The organism is Chryseobacterium sp. MEBOG07, from assembly GCF_021869745.1.
Taxonomy (GTDB): Bacteria; Bacteroidota; Bacteroidia; order Flavobacteriales; family Weeksellaceae; genus Chryseobacterium; species Chryseobacterium viscerum.
The window spans coordinates 1502456-1523627 of record NZ_CP084579.1 but is presented as its reverse complement, the minus strand read 5'-3'; the positions used below and the strand labels follow the sequence as shown (position 1 = coordinate 1523627).

The 21172-nt window shown below is 35.4% G+C and carries 16 protein-coding genes; 5 read left to right on the top strand and 11 right to left on the bottom strand.

Features of this window, described 5'->3' with window-relative positions; genetic code table 11:
- The first annotated feature begins 33 nt into the window (after positions 1-33).
- Positions 34-2799, top strand: a complete 2766-nt coding sequence (locus LF886_RS06980; protein ID WP_236853486.1) for a TonB-dependent receptor — start codon at positions 34-36, stop codon at positions 2797-2799.
- Between the two features lie 280 nt (positions 2800-3079).
- Positions 3080-4939, top strand: coding sequence for a CocE/NonD family hydrolase (locus tag LF886_RS06975; protein WP_236853485.1), 1860 nt, complete (start codon positions 3080-3082; stop codon positions 4937-4939).
- A gap of 123 nt (positions 4940-5062) precedes the next feature.
- Here LF886_RS06975 and LF886_RS06970 read toward each other — a convergent pair whose 3' ends face one another.
- The 3 genes from LF886_RS06970 to speB all read right to left on the bottom strand — a co-directional run bounded on the left by LF886_RS06970 (position 5063) and on the right by speB (position 7680).
- Entirely contained in the window at positions 5063-5671 is a 609-nt protein-coding gene (locus LF886_RS06970; RefSeq protein WP_236854297.1) for an alpha-ketoglutarate-dependent dioxygenase AlkB family protein, read from the bottom strand.
- Positions 5672-5909: 238 nt separating this feature from the next.
- A complete protein-coding gene (locus LF886_RS06965) occupies positions 5910-6752 on the bottom strand; it encodes a bifunctional helix-turn-helix domain-containing protein/methylated-DNA--[protein]-cysteine S-methyltransferase (protein WP_236854296.1) in 843 nt (280 codons plus the stop codon).
- 70 nt (positions 6753-6822) lie between these two features.
- Positions 6823-7680 (bottom strand): agmatinase, encoded by an 858-nt coding sequence (gene speB, locus LF886_RS06960; RefSeq protein ID WP_236853484.1) that lies wholly within the window; start codon positions 7678-7680, stop codon positions 6823-6825.
- A 211-nt stretch (positions 7681-7891) separates the two neighbouring features.
- Between speB and LF886_RS06955 the strand changes: the two genes are divergently transcribed.
- Both LF886_RS06955 and LF886_RS06950 read left to right on the top strand, forming a co-directional pair.
- Entirely contained in the window at positions 7892-8551 is a 660-nt protein-coding gene (locus LF886_RS06955; protein WP_236853483.1) for an HAD family hydrolase, read from the top strand.
- A gap of 99 nt (positions 8552-8650) precedes the next feature.
- Positions 8651-9856, top strand: a complete 1206-nt coding sequence (locus tag LF886_RS06950) for a WD40/YVTN/BNR-like repeat-containing protein (RefSeq protein WP_236853482.1) — start codon at positions 8651-8653, stop codon at positions 9854-9856.
- A gap of 153 nt (positions 9857-10009) precedes the next feature.
- Here LF886_RS06950 and LF886_RS06945 read toward each other — a convergent pair whose 3' ends face one another.
- From LF886_RS06945 to LF886_RS06920, 6 genes are all read right to left on the bottom strand, one after another.
- Positions 10010-11404, bottom strand: coding sequence for an arginine decarboxylase (locus tag LF886_RS06945; RefSeq protein ID WP_103235127.1), 1395 nt, complete (start codon positions 11402-11404; stop codon positions 10010-10012).
- A 122-nt stretch (positions 11405-11526) separates the two neighbouring features.
- Positions 11527-12402: a tyrosine-protein phosphatase gene (locus LF886_RS06940; RefSeq protein ID WP_236853481.1), complete on the bottom strand. Its 876-nt coding sequence runs from the start codon at positions 12400-12402 to the stop codon at positions 11527-11529.
- Positions 12403-12497: 95 nt separating this feature from the next.
- A complete protein-coding gene (locus tag LF886_RS06935; RefSeq protein WP_236853480.1) occupies positions 12498-13145 on the bottom strand; it encodes a thiamine diphosphokinase in 648 nt (215 codons plus the stop codon).
- Positions 13135-13704, bottom strand: coding sequence for a cob(I)yrinic acid a,c-diamide adenosyltransferase (locus LF886_RS06930; protein ID WP_109738437.1), 570 nt, complete (start codon positions 13702-13704; stop codon positions 13135-13137). The genes LF886_RS06935 and LF886_RS06930 overlap by 11 nt, the downstream gene beginning before the upstream one ends.
- A gap of 195 nt (positions 13705-13899) precedes the next feature.
- A complete protein-coding gene (locus LF886_RS06925) occupies positions 13900-16320 on the bottom strand; it encodes a TonB-dependent receptor plug domain-containing protein (protein ID WP_236853479.1) in 2421 nt (806 codons plus the stop codon).
- 334 nt (positions 16321-16654) lie between these two features.
- Positions 16655-17239 carry a hypothetical protein gene (locus LF886_RS06920; RefSeq protein WP_236853478.1) on the bottom strand — a complete coding sequence of 195 codons (585 nt, stop codon included), beginning with the start codon at positions 17237-17239 and terminating at the stop codon, positions 16655-16657.
- Positions 17240-17411: 172 nt separating this feature from the next.
- Here LF886_RS06920 and LF886_RS06915 point away from each other — a divergent pair, with 172 nt between their 5' ends.
- Entirely contained in the window at positions 17412-17903 is a 492-nt protein-coding gene (locus tag LF886_RS06915) for a DinB family protein (protein WP_236853476.1), read from the top strand.
- A 231-nt stretch (positions 17904-18134) separates the two neighbouring features.
- Here the strand turns inward: LF886_RS06915 and LF886_RS06910 are convergent, their stop codons facing one another.
- Both LF886_RS06910 and LF886_RS06905 read right to left on the bottom strand, forming a co-directional pair.
- Positions 18135-19088, bottom strand: coding sequence for a helix-turn-helix transcriptional regulator (locus LF886_RS06910; RefSeq protein WP_236853474.1), 954 nt, complete (start codon positions 19086-19088; stop codon positions 18135-18137).
- A 44-nt stretch (positions 19089-19132) separates the two neighbouring features.
- The gene (locus LF886_RS06905; RefSeq protein ID WP_236854295.1) at positions 19133-20860 is read right to left on the bottom strand and encodes an ABC transporter ATP-binding protein; all 1728 of its coding nucleotides are present in this window, start codon (positions 20858-20860) and stop codon (positions 19133-19135) included.
- Positions 20861-21172 lie beyond the last annotated feature (312 nt).

Here is a 21172-nt window from a genome sequence, read left to right as displayed (position 1 = left end):
TTTTTATATTTTTACGGCTCTGAAAAAAAACTAATGAAGAAAACTCTAATGTTATTGGCTTTGATGTTCACTGCCTTTATCTTGCATGCACAAAAATTACACCTCGACGGGAAAATCTTAGATTCTGAAAAGAAAGCGATAGAAAATGCCACCGTCTATCTTTTAAAAGAAAAAGATTCATCCATTGTCAACTACACAGCCACCAATAAAGAAGGTAAATTCTCACTGAAACTGGATGACATGAAAGAACCTTCTATTCTGAAAATTGATGCTGATAAATTATCTTCCTATTCTAAAAAATTTCAAAAAATAGATCAGTCATTATCCTTAGGAGATATTCAGCTTGAAAAGCAGGGCATCGTTAATGCTATTGATGAGGTAAAGATCACCGTATCTCCTGTAAAGATTAAAAAAGACACCATTGAATTCAGCGCAGCCGCGATCAAAGTTCGCCCTGACAGTAAAATTGAGGAACTTCTGAAGCAAATCCCCGGTGTAGAAATCAACAATGATGGGAAGATTACAGTTAATGGAAAAGAGGTAGATCAGATCATGATCAACGGAAAACCTTTCTTTGATAAAGATGGTAAAATTGCCCTTCAGAACTTACCTGCGGATATCATCAAGAATATTCAGTTTACAACAACCAAAACAAAGGAAGAAGAACTCAGCGGGAAAACTGCCAAATCTCAGAATACCACCATCAACTTTAATATTGACGAAAAGAAAAATAAAGGGTTGCTGACAAGGCTTACAGTCGGCTACGGATCAGACAAAAGGTATGAAGGAAGCGGACTCGCCAGCTATTTTAAAGGCGACACGAAGGTAAGTATCCTTGCCTCTTCCAATAATATCAATTCTCAGGGGTTTTCCAGAGATGAGGTTTTCGACAGTATGGGGAACGGCCGAAATGCCTGGATGATGCAAGGAGGATCTGTCTCTACGACTGGAAATGTCACCTATTACAATCAGGGAGGGGGTACACGAGGAATTCAGAGGTCTACAACAATAGGTCTGAATTACAGTGACAAACTGGGAAAAGATGCTGATCTGGACTCTTTCAGTCTGATGCATTCGGATTCTAATACCGAAACAAGATCCAAAGTTTCAAGATCTACACTCCTGCCTAGCTATACTCTTCAGACCAACTCTGAAAGCAACGGCGAAAATGAATCCAAACAATACAGTTTCGATGCTTCAGCCAAAATCAAACTCGATTCTCTGACAAGTATTTACATTTCACCAAGATTTAGCAAAAACAGCAGTTTCAGTTTTAATAATTCACAATCATCTAGTTTGAAGAATGGTAGTCTTTTGAATGAAAGTAATTCTTATTCTCGTAATGATTCAGAAAACAACTCATTTAATCCTTACATCTATTTTTCAAGAAAATTCAAGAAAAAAGGACGAGTACTTTCAGCCAATATGAACAGTTCAATTTCTGAGTCTACAAGGGATAATCTCAACCAATCACAGAACACATTCTATCAGGAAAATGCAACGACTGTTGACAACAGAGATCAATTAGCCAGAAATAAAAACCAGAACAGTACTTTTAATTTCAGGGCAGGATATACAGAACCTGTTTCTGATTCGTCTAGCGTAAGCTTTGAAGTAAAATACGAAACAAGATCAGCCAGAGATCTGAGAAATGTGAACGATTTTGATAATGCTACAGGAGATTATACCAAATACAACCAGCTTTTATCCAACAATATGAAGCAGAGAATCAATCAAATTTCTCCTGAAATCACTTATCAGATTAGCAAAAACAAATTAAATTTCTGGGCTACTGCGAATCTTGATATTTCGGATATGAAAGTAAACTCCATCTATAACGGACAGCAATATGATCTTCAGAAAAGTTTTGTATTGCCTGAATATAACCTAAACCTTTATTACACACTGGGAGAAGGGAAAGTTTTAAGTGTTTACAACTATTCCAACTTTACAATTCCTACTGCAGAGCAACTGACTCCATATAAAGATGAATCTAATCCTTTGGCTACCTTTCAGGGAAATCCTGATTTGAAAAATACATGGACTAACAACCTGTATTTGTATTTCAACAATTATAACAAAGTAAAAGATCTGAGCTACTATTTTAATATTGGTTTTACCTACAGAAATAATGACATTATCAATTTTACTAAATATGATAATGCCGGAAAACAAATTGTTACCTATGATAATGTAAGTGGAAATAAAAGCATCAACGCCGGCGGAGGTTTTAGTAAGACTCTGAAATGGAAAAATAACAAACTGACCATCAACCCGAGATTCAGCATGAATTATGCTTACAATAATGGTTTTATTGACGGACAATCTTTTACCAGTAATTCTTACAACCTTAATCCCGGTCTTAATCTTATCTATGAAATCAAGGATAAAATGACCATTAAACCTTCCTACAGACTTGGATACAGCTTTTCAAATTACACCAATTACAATGTGAAGAGTGTCAATACAGCCAATCAGGCATTGAAACTGGAACTGACCAATTATATGCTGCAGGGTAGATTTGTATTTGGAAATGATTTTGAATACAACACCAATTCTAATATTGCTCCAGGCTTTAAAAAGGATTTTTACTTCTGGAATACCAGTCTGGGCTACTCATTCTATAAAAAACAGTTTACAGCGAAAGTGAAAATCTACGATGTATTAAATCAAAATCAAAGTGTAAAAAGAACCATCACAGATTCTTATTTTGAAGACCGTGAAGATCTGATCCTGAAACGATACATTATGTTCTCCATCAGTATGAAACTGAATAAATTTGCTGGTAAAAAAATGTAAAAGAATCAACTTTTACTTATATTTTTTTCTGATAATAGCCGGACTTTTCCGGCTATTTTTATGGATATGCATACGCTTTTGAAAACTTCGATATTCACAATAATTACAATTGATGCAGTGAAAATTTCTTCAGTTGGAAAGAGGAAATTTGACAAACTTGACGGAATCATTTACCACAATAGAGTATCCTATTTTAGTAAAAGCTCATAACAAAACCCTTTTTAAAAGAAGATTCATCCGGGAAAGTTTTTTATTTTTAAATTAGCAGTAAATTTTTTTTATGAAAATCCATATTTCAATATTATGTATTCTTTTTTTCATTCTTGGAAAAGCTCAGAAGACAGAGCAGAAAGATACTTTCGTTAAAGATAATTTCACCAAGAAAGAATTTTATATTCCGATGCGTGATGGAGTGAAGCTTTTCACCGCTGTGTATATCCCAAAAGATATATCAAACAAGAACAAATATCCGTTTCTGATGCAGAGAACCTGCTACAGTGTTGCACCCTACGGAGAAAATGAATATAAAACAAAGGTGGGGCCCAACACCTATCTTATGAAAGACAAGTATATTTTCGTGTACCAGGATGTACGTGGAAGATATATGAGTGAAGGTACATTTACTAATATGACTCCTCAGGTAGAGCGTAAAACCAAAAAAGATGTTGACGAAAGTACAGATACTTATGATACCATAGAGTGGCTTTTGAAAAATATCAAAGACAACAATGCTAAAGTGGGTCAGTTTGGAACGTCTTACCCTGGATTCTACACGGCTGTAGGTACACTTGCACAGCACCCTGCTCTGGTTGCTTCCTCTCCTCAGGCTCCAATTTCTGATTTCTGGAATGATGATTTCCTTCACAACGGAAGATTTATGCTTGGATATTTCAGAACCTTTCCTGTGTTTGGAGTTCAGAAAACAAAACCGGAAGACAAAGCCTGGTATATGGATTCTTTCATCAAACAGACTTCTGAAGATGGCTTAAAGTTTTACAGAGATCTTGGAACATTGAAAGATGCTTATGAAAAATATTATAAGAATAATTTCTTCATGACAGAAATTATGAATCATACCAACTACGATGAATTCTGGCAAAAAAGAAACCTTCTGCCTCATTTGAAGAATATCAATCATGCTGTAATGACTGTGGGTGGATGGTTCGACGCTGAAGATCTTTCCGGTCCTTTAAATATTTATAAGACCATTGAAAAAACAAGTCCTAAAGCAAAAAACACCATTGTAATGGGACCTTTCTCTCACGGTGGTTGGTCACAGGAACAAGGAAAACATTTCCATAGTGAAACCTATTTTGGTGACAGCATTGCAACTTATTACCAGAAAAATGTTGAAACAAAATTCTTCAACCACTATCTGAAAGGCAACACAAAAGAAGATGCCGGACTTCCTGAAGCATTGATGTATGACACAGGAGCTAAAGAATGGAAAGAATTTGCTTCTTATCCACCTAAAAATGCTCAGAAAGTGAATTTCTATCTATCAGATAAAACCTTAAAAAAGGCTTCAGGCCAAGGATATTCTGAATATTACAGTGATCCTAACAATCCTGTTTTAAGTTCAGATCATTTAAAAGATTTCAATGGATTCACTCCAAAAAATTATATGTCAGAAGACCAGAGATTTGCAGTAGGAAGACCGGATGTATTAACGTTCACTACAGATGTGCTGACTGATGATATTGCGTTTGCCGGAGAGATCATGGCTAAACTGAATATTGCATCCACATCTACAGATGCCGATTTTGCAGTAAAATTAATTGATGTGTATCCTGAAGATTTCAAACCTGCAGAAAAGAAAGATGGAGTTATTTATGGTAATTACCACCAGATGGTAAGAAGTGAGATCATGCCTACAAGATTCAGAAATACGAGAGAAAAGGGAGAAGCTCTGGTTCCTAACCAGAAAACGGCTGTTAATTTCAGACTTCAGGATGTAGTTCATACATTCAAAAAGGGACATAAAATCCAGATTCAGATCAGCAGTACATGGTTCCCGCTTTTCGCTATCAATCCGCAAAAATTCATGGATAATCCAAATTTTGCAACGAAAGAGGATTACACCAAAGCGTTTATCAAAGTATATGATGACAGCTCTATTGAAGCTGAAGTTTTAAAATAAATTGAAAAAGCTGTTCGTTTGAACAGCTTTTTTTATTTTTGAGAACTTGATTAGGTTTTGGCTAAAGCCAGATGAATTTGTTGTTTTATTCAAGTGGGCTATATTAATCCAGAAACAATACACTTAATCTTCAATCGTTCTAAAGGTCAGATTTACTCTGGGAGTTTTCACTTTTGTAGTGGGTGGAAGTCTGTGAAGCCAATTGTCCTGAGTGGTTCCTTTCATAATTAATAAACTTCCGTTTTCCAGGAATATTTCTACCTTTTCTTTGGTTATTTTATGCTTGAATAAGAATTTTCTTTCTGCACCAAAAGTAAGAGAAGCAATCGCTCCGTGTTTCTTCAGATCTGTCTCACCATCGCTGTGATAAGCCATACCTTCACTTCCGTCATGGTATAGATTCAGCAGACATGAATTATAAGTTTCTCCGGAAGCTTCCTCACACTTCTTCTTCAATTCTAATAATTCCGGAGTCCATAATTTGGCATATTTTGTTCTTTTTGAATAGGTATATTCAAAAGGTTTATCTCCAAACCAGGCGACTTTTCTCTTGGTTAAAATCAATTTCCCAAAGATTAATGCTTCATCATTCTCCCAAGGAATCTGATTGAGCAGGTAATTATAAAAATGGTCAGATTTTTCTTTAGAGAAAACCTTTCCATAATAATGAACGGTTCCGTCGTGCGGAAGTATGTTTAAGGGATAGTCTGATATTTCTTCGAAGAGACTCATCATCGTTTTTTAATTAAATGCTTTTATCATTAAACACAAATTACACTAATATTTTTCACAAATCACACGAATTTTCACATCAATAGAAACGGACTTTAGTCCGTTAAATAAAAAATAACTCAATTCATTGGCTTTAGCCAAAACTTAAATTTAACATTTTCCAACCGCAAAAGTCACAACAGGATTTTACACTTAAGTTTTTGAAAATTTTCGATTTCATTTTTATGGTGAAAATATTTTATGAATAGATTTGTGAACCCTCCCAGCCCATCATCAGCTGTTTCCTTTCAATTCCCCAACGATATCCGCCGAGATGTCCGGTAGACTGTATCACTCGGTGACATGGAATAAGAAATGCTACAGGATTACTTCCTATGGCTGTTCCTACTGCTCTGGATGCTTTAGGATTTCCTATTTTTTCTGCCAGGCTGCCATATGTAGACAGTTTTCCCATGGGAATTGTCAACAGGCTTTCCCAGACTTTAAGCTGAAAATCGGTTCCTTTTAAGTGTAATTTTATTGTGTTGAGTTTCGTCCAGTCTTTGTCAAATATGGACAGTGCGTTCTTTTGAAGTGAATCTTGTTTTTCAATAAAAGAAGCATTGGGGAACTTCTTTTCCAGCTCCCCTAATGCTGTTTCTTTATCGTCTTCAAAAGCCATATAGCAGATTCCTTTTTCTGTGGAAGCTACCAATATATTTCCGAAAGGACTTTCGGAAAAAGTGTAATAAATACTGAGGCTTTTTCCGCCGTTTTTATATTCTGCGGGAGACATTCCTTCTATCTTTACAAACAGGTCATGAAGCCTGCTGGTACTGGAAAGTCCTGTCTCATAAGCCGTATCAAACAAACTTGCTTTTTCTTCCTTTAATAAATTTTTAGCATGTTCAAGACTGATGAACTGCAAAAATTTCTTAGGACTTGTTCCTGCCCAATCTGTAAAGATCTTCTGAAAATGGGCCGGACTCAAGTGAATATTTTCTGCCACTTCCTCCAAACTTGGCTGAAGCCTGAAATTGCTCTGGATATATTCTATCGCTTTGGCAATTCTATTATAATCTATCTGACTTTGTGTGGACATCATACTATTGTTTTTACCTCACAAATTTCCAAAGAATACATGACAGAAAAAATCCGATTCTTGCGGAATATTAGTTGTTGTTATAAATATCGTTGTAAGCAAGCATTTTGTAATATAATTTAGCCGCCAGGAAAGCTGTTGGTTTAGCCATTGGAGAATCCATTAATTCTACAATATCAAACGCTACTACGTTACATTTTTCAAATACTTTTCTTAATAATTCCAATGTTGGGTACCACTGTAATCCACCTGGTTCAGGAGTTCCTGTAGAAGGAGCGATAGAAGGGTCGAAAGCATCAAGGTCAATGGTAATATATACATTTCCTGAAACTTTTTCCAATACATCATTCACCCAGTTTTCGTTGTTTGCAATTTCATGAGCAAAGAATACTCTTCCTTCCGGCAGATACTGAGCTTCTTCAATATCCATAGAACGAATTCCCACCTGTACAAGGTTATGCTTCTGGTTAGCTTCAAATACAGCACAAGCGTGGTTTGAAGTAGAACCATGGAAATCAGGACGTAAGTCTGTGTGAGCATCTAACTGAAGAACGGTAAGATTTTCAAATTTCTCTCCTACTGCACGGATAGAACCGATAGAAACAGAATGCTCACCACCGAATAGTGTGAATACTTTTCCTTCATTGTTCAAAAGTTCTTTTGTTTTCTGATAAACAGCTTCTGTCATCGCTTCCGGAGTCGCGTTTTCAGAAACATCTCCTGCTAAATAAACTCCCTGAAGGTAAGGTTCTGTTTGTGTTTCAATGTCATAAAGCTCCATGTTTTCAGAAGCGTTTAAGAATAATTCCGGACCTTTATCAGCTCCTTTACCCCATGTTGAAGTTCCATCATAAGGAACAGTTACCAACATTACTTTCGAATTCTCTAACGTTGCGTTTTCCTCGGGAATTCCTGCGTATGTTCTCATGCTTTATTTAAAAATTTTAATGTTTTAAAATTGAAATATTGGTCACAAAGATACGAAGAGTTTACGAGTTGGAGAGTAAGAGTGTTGGAGAGTTTATGAGTTACAGACTCTCCCCTTGCTATCTGTTATCTGCCACCTAAAACCTATCATCTGTTACCTCTTCCCTTTCCACTTTCAACTCAAATAGCTATTTTTGTACAAAACTCATAATATGCCTTTAAAAGCTGTTCTTTTCGATATGGATGGAGTAATTGTAGATACAGAACCATTGCATAGAAAAGCTTATTTCAAAACTTTTGATGAACTGGAAATTGCCGTTTCCGAAGAGCTATACACCTCTTTTACCGGGGCTTCCACCAAAAGAGTCTCTGAAACTTTGATTAATGAATTCAATTTAAATCAGACTTACGAAACCATTGCGCAGATCAAAAGATCTCATTTCAAAGAATACTTTTATAATGATGATGAATTTGACTTAATTCCGGGGGTCAGAAAACTGATTGAACATTATCATGAAAACGGAATCAAACTGATACTGGCTTCTTCTGCTACGATGACAACGATCAATATGGTTTTTGAAAAGTTCGGGCTTGAGAAATATTTCAGCGGAAAAATCAGCGGTGCCGATCTGAAAGAATCAAAACCTCATCCTGAAGTTTTCTTACTGGCTGCTGATATGGCTGGTGAATCGGTAGAAAACTGTATGGTAATTGAAGACTCTACCAATGGAATTCTGGCTGCCAACAGAGCGGAAATTTTCTGTGCTGCCTACAGAAGTCCACATTCAAAAAATCAGGATTATACATTGGCGGATACTGTAGTTTCTGATTATGAAGACTTGGAACTGGATAAGGTTTCAAAATATTTTTAAATAAAAAAGCTCTCAGATTTTGAGAGCTTTTTTGGGCACATTTGTAAGTAAAGACTGATGTAAATACTCTACCTTTACAAACTTTTTAAAACTAAAATTATGAAATTTAAATTATTGACTGCTGTTCTTTTTGCCACTATAGGAAATCAGGCTCTCTACAGCCAAAATAGCTGGAATTTAAAATACACGTTCACCGACCACTCTCAAAACCGGGTTGCGGCCTTTATTGATGAAAATAAGGGATTCGTATCTGGATTTACTAATGATGGCAAAGGAGCCATTAAGTACACGGCAGACGGTGGAACAACCTGGACCGAAATTTTCAAACAAAATAATTTAGGATATATTCCTGGTTTTAGCTTTCTGGATGAAAATAATATATGGGCTTTCCATGACCAAAATATCTATAAAACAACCAATGGAGGTGTCTCTTGGACAATATCAACTGTAAGTAACTCTATGGGCTATCTTAGAAGTGTGAAGTATTCTTCCCTTACTGAAGGAATTATGAAAACCAGCAAAGGTAAATACAAAACCACGGATGGAGGTCAAAACTGGACAGTCGTGAAAATATATTCTTCAAATGATTTTGAGCTTAATTCCAATGGCCAAAGTATAAACCCAAGTACTGGTGAAGGATATGGCATTATCGGTATGTATCTCTACCAGACCTCTGACTATGGAGAAACTTGGACACAGATTTTAACAATGCCCGATTATTCTATTGCCCAAACCCGTAGATATACCAGTGTACATTATAAAGGATATCTTACAGGAGAATATTTCTATGGTACATTAGGCTACGATGGCACAACCTTTCTTAAATCGTCAAACAATATCTGGCAGAAATTACCCAATAACTTCATTAGATATGCTGTTACAGAAGCTTTCCCAGATGGGATGTTTATGGGATATGCAGAGCAAAAAATATACAATATGAAGACTAAGGATGTCATCTATACGCTTCCGGGAAACGAATATATCAGCTATATGGGAAGCATCGGAAATGTAGGCCATGCTGTGGGAGGTAACAAATTTTATAAATACTCTAACACATCTGCATTGGCAACCCAAGAAACAACTGTAAACTCATTTAAAGTTTATACTCAAAACAATTCAGTCGTTGTACAATCCCCTTCAACACGTGGGAATATTTCTATTTATGATATGTCCGGGGCCTTAATAAAGTCTGGAGTTCCTGTGAAGAAAGGAGAAACCAAAACTATTGAACTTAATCAGGGAGTTTACATCGTTACTATTCATGGTGAACAAAGAGATTATTCTCAAAAAATCCAGATTAAATAGGATGTAATTTCAACATTATGATAAAAAAATAAAAGCTCTCAGAATCTGAGAGCTTTTATTTTATCTATTATTATGACCTATCATTCTGAATAAACGAAGTGAAAAGCGAGATTGCTTCGTCACCTTTGTTCCTCGCAATGACCGATTAAAATATTATTTATAACCAAGAATTTTCAAAATATCTTCCGGTTCCTGTTTCTCACGGAAAATTTCGTATTGTAATTCACCGTTTTCATCTTTCTGAATAAGAACGTGTCTTGGCTGAGGCATCAGACAGTGGTGAACACCACCATATCCTCCGATTGTTTCCTGATAAGCTCCCGTATGGAAGAATCCTATATATAAAGGTTTTGTATCACTGAAAACCGGCAAATAAATCGCATTGGTATGCTGCTCAGAGTTATAATAATCATCTGAATCACACGTCAATCCGCCTAAGAATACCCTTTCATAAGTATCTTCCCAACGGTTCAGCGGAAGCATGATAAAGTGTCTTGAAATAGCCCATGTATCAGGAAGAGTTGTCATGAAAGAAGAATCAATCATGTTCCACTTTTCTCTGTCATTCTGACGTTTCTGAGAAATAATTTTATAAAGGTTCGCACCACTTTCTCCTACGGTAAAGCTTCCGAACTCAGTATAGATGTTAGGTTCTTCTACCCCTTCTTCTTCACAGAATTTTTTGATCTGAGAAACGATTTCTTCTACCATGTACTGGTAATCATAATCGAAGTTCAAAGAAGTTTTGATAGGGAAACCACCTCCGATATTCAATGAATTTACTTCGGGAGCAATTTTCTTCAAACGTGCATATACACGAAGACATTTGTACAATTCGTTCCAGTAGTATGAAGTATCTTTGATCCCCGTGTTGATAAAGAAGTGAAGCATTTTCAATCTTGCATTCGGGTGTTCAGCAATCTTCTGACTGTAGTAAGGAATGATATCTTTATATCCGATTCCTAATCTTGAGGTATAGAATTCGAACTTCGGTTCTTCCTCTGATGCAATTCTGATTCCGATATTAAATGTGGAATCAATACTTTCAGTAAGTTTGTCCAATTCTCTGTAATTATCAAGAATCGGAGTAATATTTTCAAAACCGTTATTGATCATATCTGAAATCTTTGTCAGATAATCATCCGTTTTGAAACCATTACAGATTACTTCAATGTTTTTATCTACCTTCTCTTTTTCATAAAGAGATTTTACAATATCCATGTCATAAGCAGACGATGTTTCTATCGAAATATCATTCTTCAACGCTTCTTCCAATACGAAATTGAAATGACTGGATTTTGTGCAATAGCAGTAGGTATAATTCTTTTTATATCCGGTTTTTTCAAAAGCTTCTTTAAACCAGCTTTTGGCTTTCTGGATATTTTGAGAAATTCTCGGCAGATAGCTAATCTTTAGCGGAGTGCCAAATTGTTCAACTACGTCCATCAATGGAACGTCGTGAAACAACAAATTGTTCTCAGATACATTAAATTCCTCTGTAGGAAAATATAATGTCTGATCAATAAGTTCCGAGTACTTTATTTTCATTTCTAAACAAGTGAATTAAGAAATGCAAAATTGCTAAAAAAGTTTGATTTTTAGGTGTTAAAATTATCATAATTTTAAATAAAGCCCCAATATCATATCCTGTGAAAATTTATCTCTGATAATCAGTAGGTAAACTTTTGAATATATTCATTCCTTTTGGCGTCTGAAATGCCCAGTACCTGCTGAATATAGGCATCTGTAGAGCCATACTTTTTGTTGATCTCTTCAAAAGCGGCATCAAGATATCTTTTTTCTACCCAGCTCAGTTTTTCCAGCACCTTCAAATCCATCTTTGGATAAAGGAAATGTAGATTATTGGCAAGGCGGAGTCTTTTCTGAACAAGATCTTTCCTATAATTGTTGGATAAAAGATATTCATTATAAATGGTCTCTTTATCAAATTTCAGAATCGTAAGAATCAATGCTGTTGTAATTCCTGTTCTGTCTTTTCCGGCCGTACAGTGATAAAGAATCGGATCTTTGGATTCCAGAATTTCTGTGATAATCCTCTTTATCGTTTCTGGATTTTCTGTAACGTATTCACGGTAGAAGTCGATCATTCTTTTGTCTGCATCGGAAGCGTTCACCTTACCTTTAAGGACAAGTTTTTTCGCCTGAGCAAGCTGATCACCTTCATCTTCAAATGCTGAATATTTTTTATAAACAATTTCTGCCGGAAGCTGATCCGGGCTCTGAGATATTTCTTTCGAATTTCTAAGATCAATGACTTCTTTTATGCCCAGTTTTTCAATATCATCAAAAGATTTCTTTTTCAGCTTATGAAGATGGGCACTTCTGTACAGCTTACCTGATTTCAACGTTCTTCCTTCGGTATTTTTAATATTTCCTACCGTCCGGAAATTATTCACTTTTTTAATCTGAATTACTTTTTCAGTTTCATTTTTCCCATATTCAGGGGTTTCAAAATGTTGTGTTTTGCATGAGAAAATACAGCATAATGAAATGACGGAAACTGATATTTTGATTAATGTATTCAATTGTTTTTAATAAATTTTGGCTAAAGCCTGTGGATTCGTATATTTTGTATCAAATGGGCTAAAGCCCATTTCTATTGATATATAATTAGATCCTTTTAATAGATTGTCGGATATTCTATTTCACGGATTCCTACAAATAACAAAACATCACCTGATTCGTATTCCACAGAAATCTCATCTTCAACCGCGAAATTTCGGGTTCCTATTCTTGAGGTAATACTTAGGGTTTCATTCGTCAAAGGCCAGTTTAGTCCTTTGGTTGTTATATTATTTACTGATGGAAACGGATAGAGAGAAATCATTTTGTTTTTTACACCTTTCAGTTTAAAATCATTGGGAATAAAATAATATTCTGAAAACTCATCATAAAATTTAATGTTCATCTGATCTTTAAACGCATAAGCAACGGTAATATTTCCCAGAAAATGATCTTGTTCACCTCCACTTCCTCCAAAAACATCAATCTCCGAAAAACCTCTTTCATGAATAATTTCCAACGCTTTGTGAAAATCTGTTTTTTCCTGATCCAATGTAAGGATAAATTTTTCCTGATACATATCTTCATCTGATCCAGAGTGCGAATCAAAATCGCCGGAAATAAAATCGAGTTTATCCAATGGTAATCCCATTCTTTTTAAATAATGGAAAGCACCATCTGTACAAGCGATCAAACCATAATTTTCAAGATTGGGTAACGATTTCGGAGCGTCTCCATTGATGAAAAGTAATGCTTTATCTCTCATTCGGGTTCCAATATTCTTCCGGTTCGTTGTTCAGTTTTGAAATATATCTTGCCAATACAAAAAGATAATCTGAAAGTCTGTTTAAATATTTAATGAGTTCCGGACGTACTTCTTCAGATTCATTCAAAAATACCAATGAACGTTCTGCTCTTCTGCAGATGGTTCTTCCCGCGTGTAAAAAAGTGGCAGATTTTCCTCCACCCGGCAGAATAAAATACTGAAGCGGTTCCAATTTCTCTTCAAAAGCATCCATCCATTGCTCCAGCTCTTCAATTTCTGTTTCTGAAATAATGATTGGAAGGCGAGATTTTCCATTGGCCAGCATTAGTTTATCCGCTGGTGTTGCTGCTTCTGAACCTACGGTGAATAAATCAAACTGTATTTTCTTAAGCTGTCTCAACACTTCTTCATCTTCGATATGACTTTTTGCAATCCCAATAAATGAATTCAGTTCGTCTATATTTCCATAACTGTCTACTCTGGCGCTGGCTTTGGAAACTCTTGTTCCGCCATATAATGCCGTCTGACCTTTATCTCCTGTTTTTGTATAAATTTTCATAGTACTAAAATACCTTTTTTTGTATAAAGTACAATGTAAAAAGTAGCAATAACTGCCTATTCTGCCTGAAAAATAATTAGCTGACATTAGGAATTAATGTCAGCTAATATTTGCATATGTAGGTTCTATATTTTTTTAGATTGCTTCCCTTTTGTTAAGTATGATAAAGCAAATGCAAATTCCTTTATTTATAGATTAAAAAGTATAATTAACATTTAGCTGAAAAATTGTTCCGTTAAATCCAAACTGATTCACCTCCCAAGGATATTTGAACCTTCCTCCAAGATCTGTTACTATATCACCTTTGCTATCTATTACATCCGGATAAATATTAAATAAATTATTTACGACTCCGGAAACTTTAAGGTCTTTCGTGATTTTATATGTTAAAACGATGTCTGTAACTACCTTACCAGAAAATGTCTGATCTTTGGCTGGATCGCTTGCGTGCTGCCATGTAACAGAACCAAAGTAAGTATTATTAAGATTAAAGTTAAACTTTGAAATGTCATACGAAAGACTAAGAATAGTTTTTGTTTTTGGCCTTGCAGAGGTAATTCTAGATTGTTCTTTTCTATCAAAAAAGTTTTCTGAGTAACCATTTCCAGCCAAAATAGGTGGAACGGCAATATTATCTACTATTTTAGTTTCGTTATAATTGAAAGCAGCAATGATTCCCAATCTTCCTTTGCCAATAGCGGAAGTATAATAATTAGCTACGAAATCTATCCCCTCAGTAACTGTATTTACAGCATTGGTGAAAAACTTCAAGGAAGTTATTTTATTATTGTCTAATATTACTTCCACAGGGTTTGTTATATCCGGACTACCCGGAGCCCCGGTCTTGTAACCAATATCTCCTGAGAAAAGTACACGGTCTTTAATTTTTATTCTATAATAATCTGCTGTAATAGTAAGGTTTTTAAGAGGCTTTACGGCAAATCCCGCAGTAATGTTAAAAGCTTTTTCAGCATTTAATTTTGCTACCCCAAGATCAGATCTTACAATTTGAGAGTCATTATTAAAAGTACCCTGATTAGCTACAGTATTCCCTGTAATCTTGGTTTGAACGTTGGAATAATAAATCTGGTGTAGTGAAGGTGCTCGAAATCCTGTAGAAACAGACCCACGGAAAACTAATTTATCATCTAACAACTTATATCTTGCATTTCCTTTCCAGGAAACATTATTTCCAAAATCACTAAAGTTTTCATATCTCACAGTTCCTCCAACCAACAAGTTTTTCGTAACATCCCATTCAGCATTCATATAAGCTCCAATATTTTGACGATTTTTATTGACTTCATTTTGAGGCTGCAGCCCTGGAAATGATTCTGCACCACTTCCAATATAAGATGCTTCCTCTCCTGCTTTTGCTTGATAGTTTTCATTGCGCACTTCAACACCAGCTCCTAAAACAAGCGCACCAAAATTTCGGTTGATATCTATGTTTCCTATAATATTACTAAACTGATGGCCACCTGCTTTAAAACTTGTTGGTGAATTTCCACCCAAAGAGGTATTGATGGTGTTTCCTACAACATAATTTACTGCATTAGAGCCAAAGGTTGCACTCCCATCAAAACTCCATTTTCCAAGCATGCCTTTCCACCCGGAGGTTAAATTATAATCATAAACATCTGTTTTAAATTGCGGCTGAAATCCATTGTAAGGTTGTCCTTTTGGAGTTAAAAGACCAAAATCTGAAGTTACCCAATAAGGTGTTCTATACAACCCAAAACTAGTTCCATTTCTGTAAGTTGTACCACCAAAAGCATAAAACTTACCTGTTTCACCTGTTGGCAATTCAAAATTTACAAACATATTGGCAACTCTTGTCTCCGGCTGCCCTATAATCATTCCTAAACCAGGATTAGCCTGCGTCCAGGCATTATCCACACCAAAAAGTTCATCTTTTGTAATAGAACCTGCACGGTTAGTTTTATTTTGGGAAGAATATCCCAATGTAAGATTCAAACTTCCATTTTTTGCAACTCTGATTCCTGTATTAAAATCTGCTCCGATATTAAAGCCATCTCCTTTTGAAGTAATACCAGAAAAAAGATTAACAGTGCTTTTTCCGACACTGTTTTTAAGAATAATATTAATTACTCCTGCAATAGCATCAGAACCATATTGTGCTGAGGCACCATCTCTCAATACTTCTACATTCTGTAAAGCTGCTGACGGAATGCTTTTCAGATCTGTACCTACTTCCCCTTTTCCGGGTGTATCATTTACATAAATTAAAGCGCTTTGATTTTTTCTTTTACCATTAACCAAAACTAATGTTCTGGAAGGACCCAATCCTCTTAAATCTGCCGGATCAAAGTGAGCCGTTGCATCAGAAACAGTTTGCTGTGATGAGTTAAAAGAGGGTACAGCATACGTCAAAGCTTTATCAAAAGTAATCTGCCCTGTAGATTTTAGTTGTACTGCCGAAATATTATCAATAGGAATCGCAGAGGTAATGATAGTTCTGGGCTTAGTTCTACCCGTAGTAACTACAACTTCATCTATTTTATTTTGTTTTATGCTGTCCTGAGCATATCCCATTGCACCAGCTCCGCTTAATACTAAGGCATAGATTTTTCCATTAAATAAATTATTCTTCATGTCAATTGTTAATTATTCAATAAATCTAGTAAAAAAATAAACATTAAATACTAAAATAAAACATATAGTAATAATTTACTTTTATATTTGCGAAAACCATACCATTTCACAAAAACAATAATTAATCTACAAAACATAAAGTGATTTATTGATAACATGAAAAAAAATGAATCAATAACACCATATTTGTATAAAAAAAATCAATTAGTTAACATCAGAAATAAACATGATTTTATTCGTCCTGACAAGTAGTTTTCAACGGGTTGAGATTGCTTCGCCTATGGCTCGCAATGACTGTTGAAAAAAAATGGCCGGAAAACCGGCCATATCCAAATTATTTATTTACCTCTACGTATTGTATGATGGTCTGATTTTTTGGGTTGTAGATTATTGTACTACTTTTTGGGAATCTTTTCAATTTATAGTATTGAATATTTTTATCGGATTTTATATCTTCCAGAATACTTGTATCAAACGTATTGTCAGGAAGAAATTTGGACATAAAACTTATTTTATCAACAATGTTTTGTCCATCAATTTTACGGGCAGTTTTATCAGATTTACTTTCATCGGAAGTAGGCTGGCTTTCCAAAAACGGAAGCAACACCCCAATGTCTGCTTTATATTTAAAAATATAACCTTCAGGTCTTCCGGGAATATTAACTTTTTTTCCTTTTTCTTCAGAAACAATGGAAGCTCCAGTACCAGGAAAAACGGTATTAAACTTAACATCCTCGGAGTTGGTTAAAGAATTTATAGATTCATTGACTGTTTTTTTTACGGTTTCTTCTACAGCCTGCTGTGCTTTTTGCTGTACTGTTTCTGTCGTTTTTTGAACAGTCTGGTCAATTTTTTCCTCAATCTTATTGCATGATACTAATAAAAAAGTGGTGATAACGGGCAAAATATACTTCTTCATAATTCTAATAATAGCGATTTCATTTATTAATATCCTTTCTTCTAACGGAAAAGTAGGTCCGGATATTTTAGCAAAGAAAAAATATTTTTTCAATAACAAAAATACTACTGACAAACTGTTGTCATTACCTACTCTTACCTTTGTATCAACAACAAACAAAAACCATACAATTATGACAACTACAGCAACTGCCACTAAACAATTTATGACTTCTGAACAGCTATTAAATGACTGGCAAGGACATAGAAACCTAACGAGAAGAGTGATTGAGTCTTTTCCTGAAAATGATTTATTTGAATTTTCAGTAGGTGGCATGAGACCGTTTGCCAAGCTGGCATTAGAACTGATCAATATTGGCGGACCCGCTTTAAAAGGAATTGTTGAAGGAAATATGGAAGCTTACAATGAAGAGGCTTTCAATCCAAAGACTAAAGAAGAACTCTTAAAAAAATGGGATGAAGAGACAGAAGTGATCAACCATTATTTCAATTTGATTTCTGAAGAGCGTTTTCAGGAGACTTTCAATTTATTCGGACAATATGAATTCCCGGTATATCAAAATGTTCTTTATTTTGTAGACAACGAAGTTCATCATCGTGGACAAGGATATGTTTATCTGAGAGCTTTGGGAATCGAGCCACCATTCTTCTGGGAAAGATTCTAATAAAAAAAAACAGAAAGGTAAAATTGCAAAAAGGCTAAAACTACTGAGAAAAATTACCACTGCGATGTCATTTATTATTGTGATTTTTTCTTCAATTTAAACTCAACTTATTTCATTTTTGCGACACAACAAATTTAGCTTTTTTGCTTTTTTACCCTTAGCTTATTAACCATTTCATTTATTTGCCTCAATTAAGTCTTTAAACCTCAACAGCTGTCTTGTTGGGGTTTATTATTGATGTCTTTCGACCATCTTTGTGAGCAAATCATGGAGTCTTATACGAAGACTTTCCGGCTCCAAAACAGTGGCATAATCTGCAAAAGTAACCAGCCAGCGGGGAAATCCGTCATTTATCCATTCGGTTTCAAAAGTAAGCTCTACCCCTTGTTCTGTTTCTTCCTCTTCTATCAATCCGTAGTATTTTTTAGAATTTACAAGATGAGACATGATCTTTTTGTCTACCAAAAGTTTAGCTTTGACTTTATTTCCATTTGATTTTTTCCGGTAATCATTCACCTGACCATATTCCTGTAGAAAGGGATTTTGTGTTTTTAAAATTTCTAAAATCCTGTCGATACGAAACTGTCTGAAATCTTTTCTCAGCGTACAGTATGCCATGATATACCAAAAATTAAACTCAAAAAACATCCCCACTGTTTCTATCGTTCTGTTGTTCACTCTTCCGTCTACGGTCTGGTATTTTATAGTCAGCTGAGTTTTCTCTGCGATACTTTCCAGAATAATAGGAATCACATTTTTAAGAGAGTCTCCGGAATCGGTATGAAAACTGAAAACATCGATCTGCTTTTCAATATTTTTAATCAAATTTTTATCAGAATGCTTTAGTACAGAACGCACTTTTTCCATAGCCGCCTGATAATGGTTCCCTAAGCTTTGGTGTGAAAATTTCTGCATCAGCTTTTCAGCAGTAATGAAACTTAAGACCTCTTCTTTGGTAAACATAATCGGGGGAAGCTTATAGCCATCCATTAAAGAATAGCCGTTACCTGCTTCTCCTACGATAGGAATACCTGCATTTTCAAGGGTTTTTACATCACGGTAAATGGTTCTGATACTTACATCGAATTTTTCAGCCAGGTCCTGCGCCCGAACAATGGGCTTCGACTGTAATTGGGTAAGGATGGCCGTCACCCGATCGAGTTTTTTAAGGTAGTGATCGTTCATTATGCAACAAAGCTAAAATTCTTTTTTGAGGTAAAGCTTTTTATTTAATTTTCTTTAAAAGTATTCACCAGTTTATCGAGGTTCAAACTGCGGGCTGACGCATCGAAAATCTCACGGTAGGTTCCTTCTTTACTGTAAAGTTCATCATGCGTTCCGTTCTCAACGACTCTTCCTTTTTTCATTACGTAAATGATATCGGAATCCAGAATCTGGGACAGCGAGTGGGAAATAATGACAACAGTTCTTCCTTCTTTTATCGCATCCAGGGAGTTTTTAATCTGTTCTGTGGCAATGGCATCCAGACTGGCTGTTGGCTCATCCAAAAAGATGATCGGAGGATTTTTGAGGAATAATCTTGCAATGGCAATTCTCTGCTGCTGTCCCCCGGAAAGCTGAGTAGCATCGTGTTTGTATTTTTCGGGAAGATCCATAATCTGTTCATGCAGATAAGCCTTTTTGGCGGCTTGCTGAATTTCTTCAAAACTTGCATTCATGTCTCCATAGCGGATATTATCTTCAATACTTCCCTGGAAAATATGATTTTTTTGAAGTACAAGCCCCAAATCTCGTCTTAGAAAAGTATTGTCAAATTCATTAAGGTTCACTCCATCCAATAGAATTTCTCCGGAATCAGGCAGATAAAATTTACATAAAAGATTAATAATCGTTGACTTTCCTGCACCGCTCAATCCTACCAAAGCTGTAGTCTTCCCATTTTCAATTTTCATGGAGACCTCATGCAAGGCTTTTGTACCATTGGGATAAGTAAAATCTACATTTTTCAATTCAAAAGTTCCTTTGATTTCTTTTTCCGTAAAATTTCCATTCTGTTCGGTTTCGTTATCTGCATTCAGAATATCAAAGTAGCCTTCAGCATAAATCATGGCATCGTTCATATCATCATAAATCCTGTGCAGCTGGCGAATAGGTGCTGAAACATTATTGAAAAGCATAATATGAAGCATGATCGCGCCAATTGTCATTTGCTGGTCTAGAACGAGATAAACGGTTAGAAGGATAATCAGAACAACACCAAACTGTTCAAGAAATGTTTTTAAACCATCATAAATAAAGTTGGTTCTGCGGGTAATCATCTGGCTTTCCATTAATTGCATCTGAAGGTCGTATTGCTTTTTTCCTTCAAATTTTTCACGGACAAAACTTTTGATCACCATAATGGAATTTATCAGGTTCAGAAGTCCGGATGTCTTTTTTTCCCTTTGGTTCCTAAGCTGACGGCGTACTCCACCTAATTTTTTAGCCTGCAGGGAGCTGATGTAAAAATAAATAGGAACAATAATCGTGGAAACAAGCCCCACATATACATTCTGCATGTACATAATGATCAGTGCGATGATCGCATTGGAAAAAAGAGGCAGAATATCAATGAAAAAGTTCTGAACCAATCTTGTCAGACTTTCGATTCCGCGGTCTATTCTTATCTGTAATTTCCCGGATTCATGATTTTCATCGTTAAAATAGGCGACTCTATAGGTTAAAATTTTATCAATAGCGGATTGAGCCAATACAGAGCTTACATTGATTCTGATTTTCTCCCCATAGAATTTCTGCCCAAAATTGATAAAAATATTCAAAAGTTCTTTTCCCAATAAAATAATGGAAATAATGATCAGAATATGAACTCCTTCTGTCATCGGGTGTGGAAGATGGGTAAGTTTGGTGACCTCATCTACCGTATATTTCAAAACAATAGGGTTCACCTGTGCTGCCAGAGCTCCCAGAAAAGTAAGAAACAGCGTTCCGTAAATCATTAGCCGGTAAGGTCTGATGAATGGAACAAGCTGTTTGTAGATTCCGAATAAAGTAACGGTTCTGTTGAAAGGTTTTGCCATTAATGTTGTTTATAGAGCCTAGTAAAATTAAACCTTTTTTAAAACAATTCATAGAAATAGCCAACTTAATACGACTTGTTTTTTCTATTGGGACTAAAAATTTTTAATTCCTTGTTTTCAAAATGGTCTTCATCATTCCATCCATTCATTATGGAAAATACAATACACTCTTCCCTCTTTTGAAAACACATTCTTTGGAAATTGTAGAAATAATATCATCAGATTCACCAA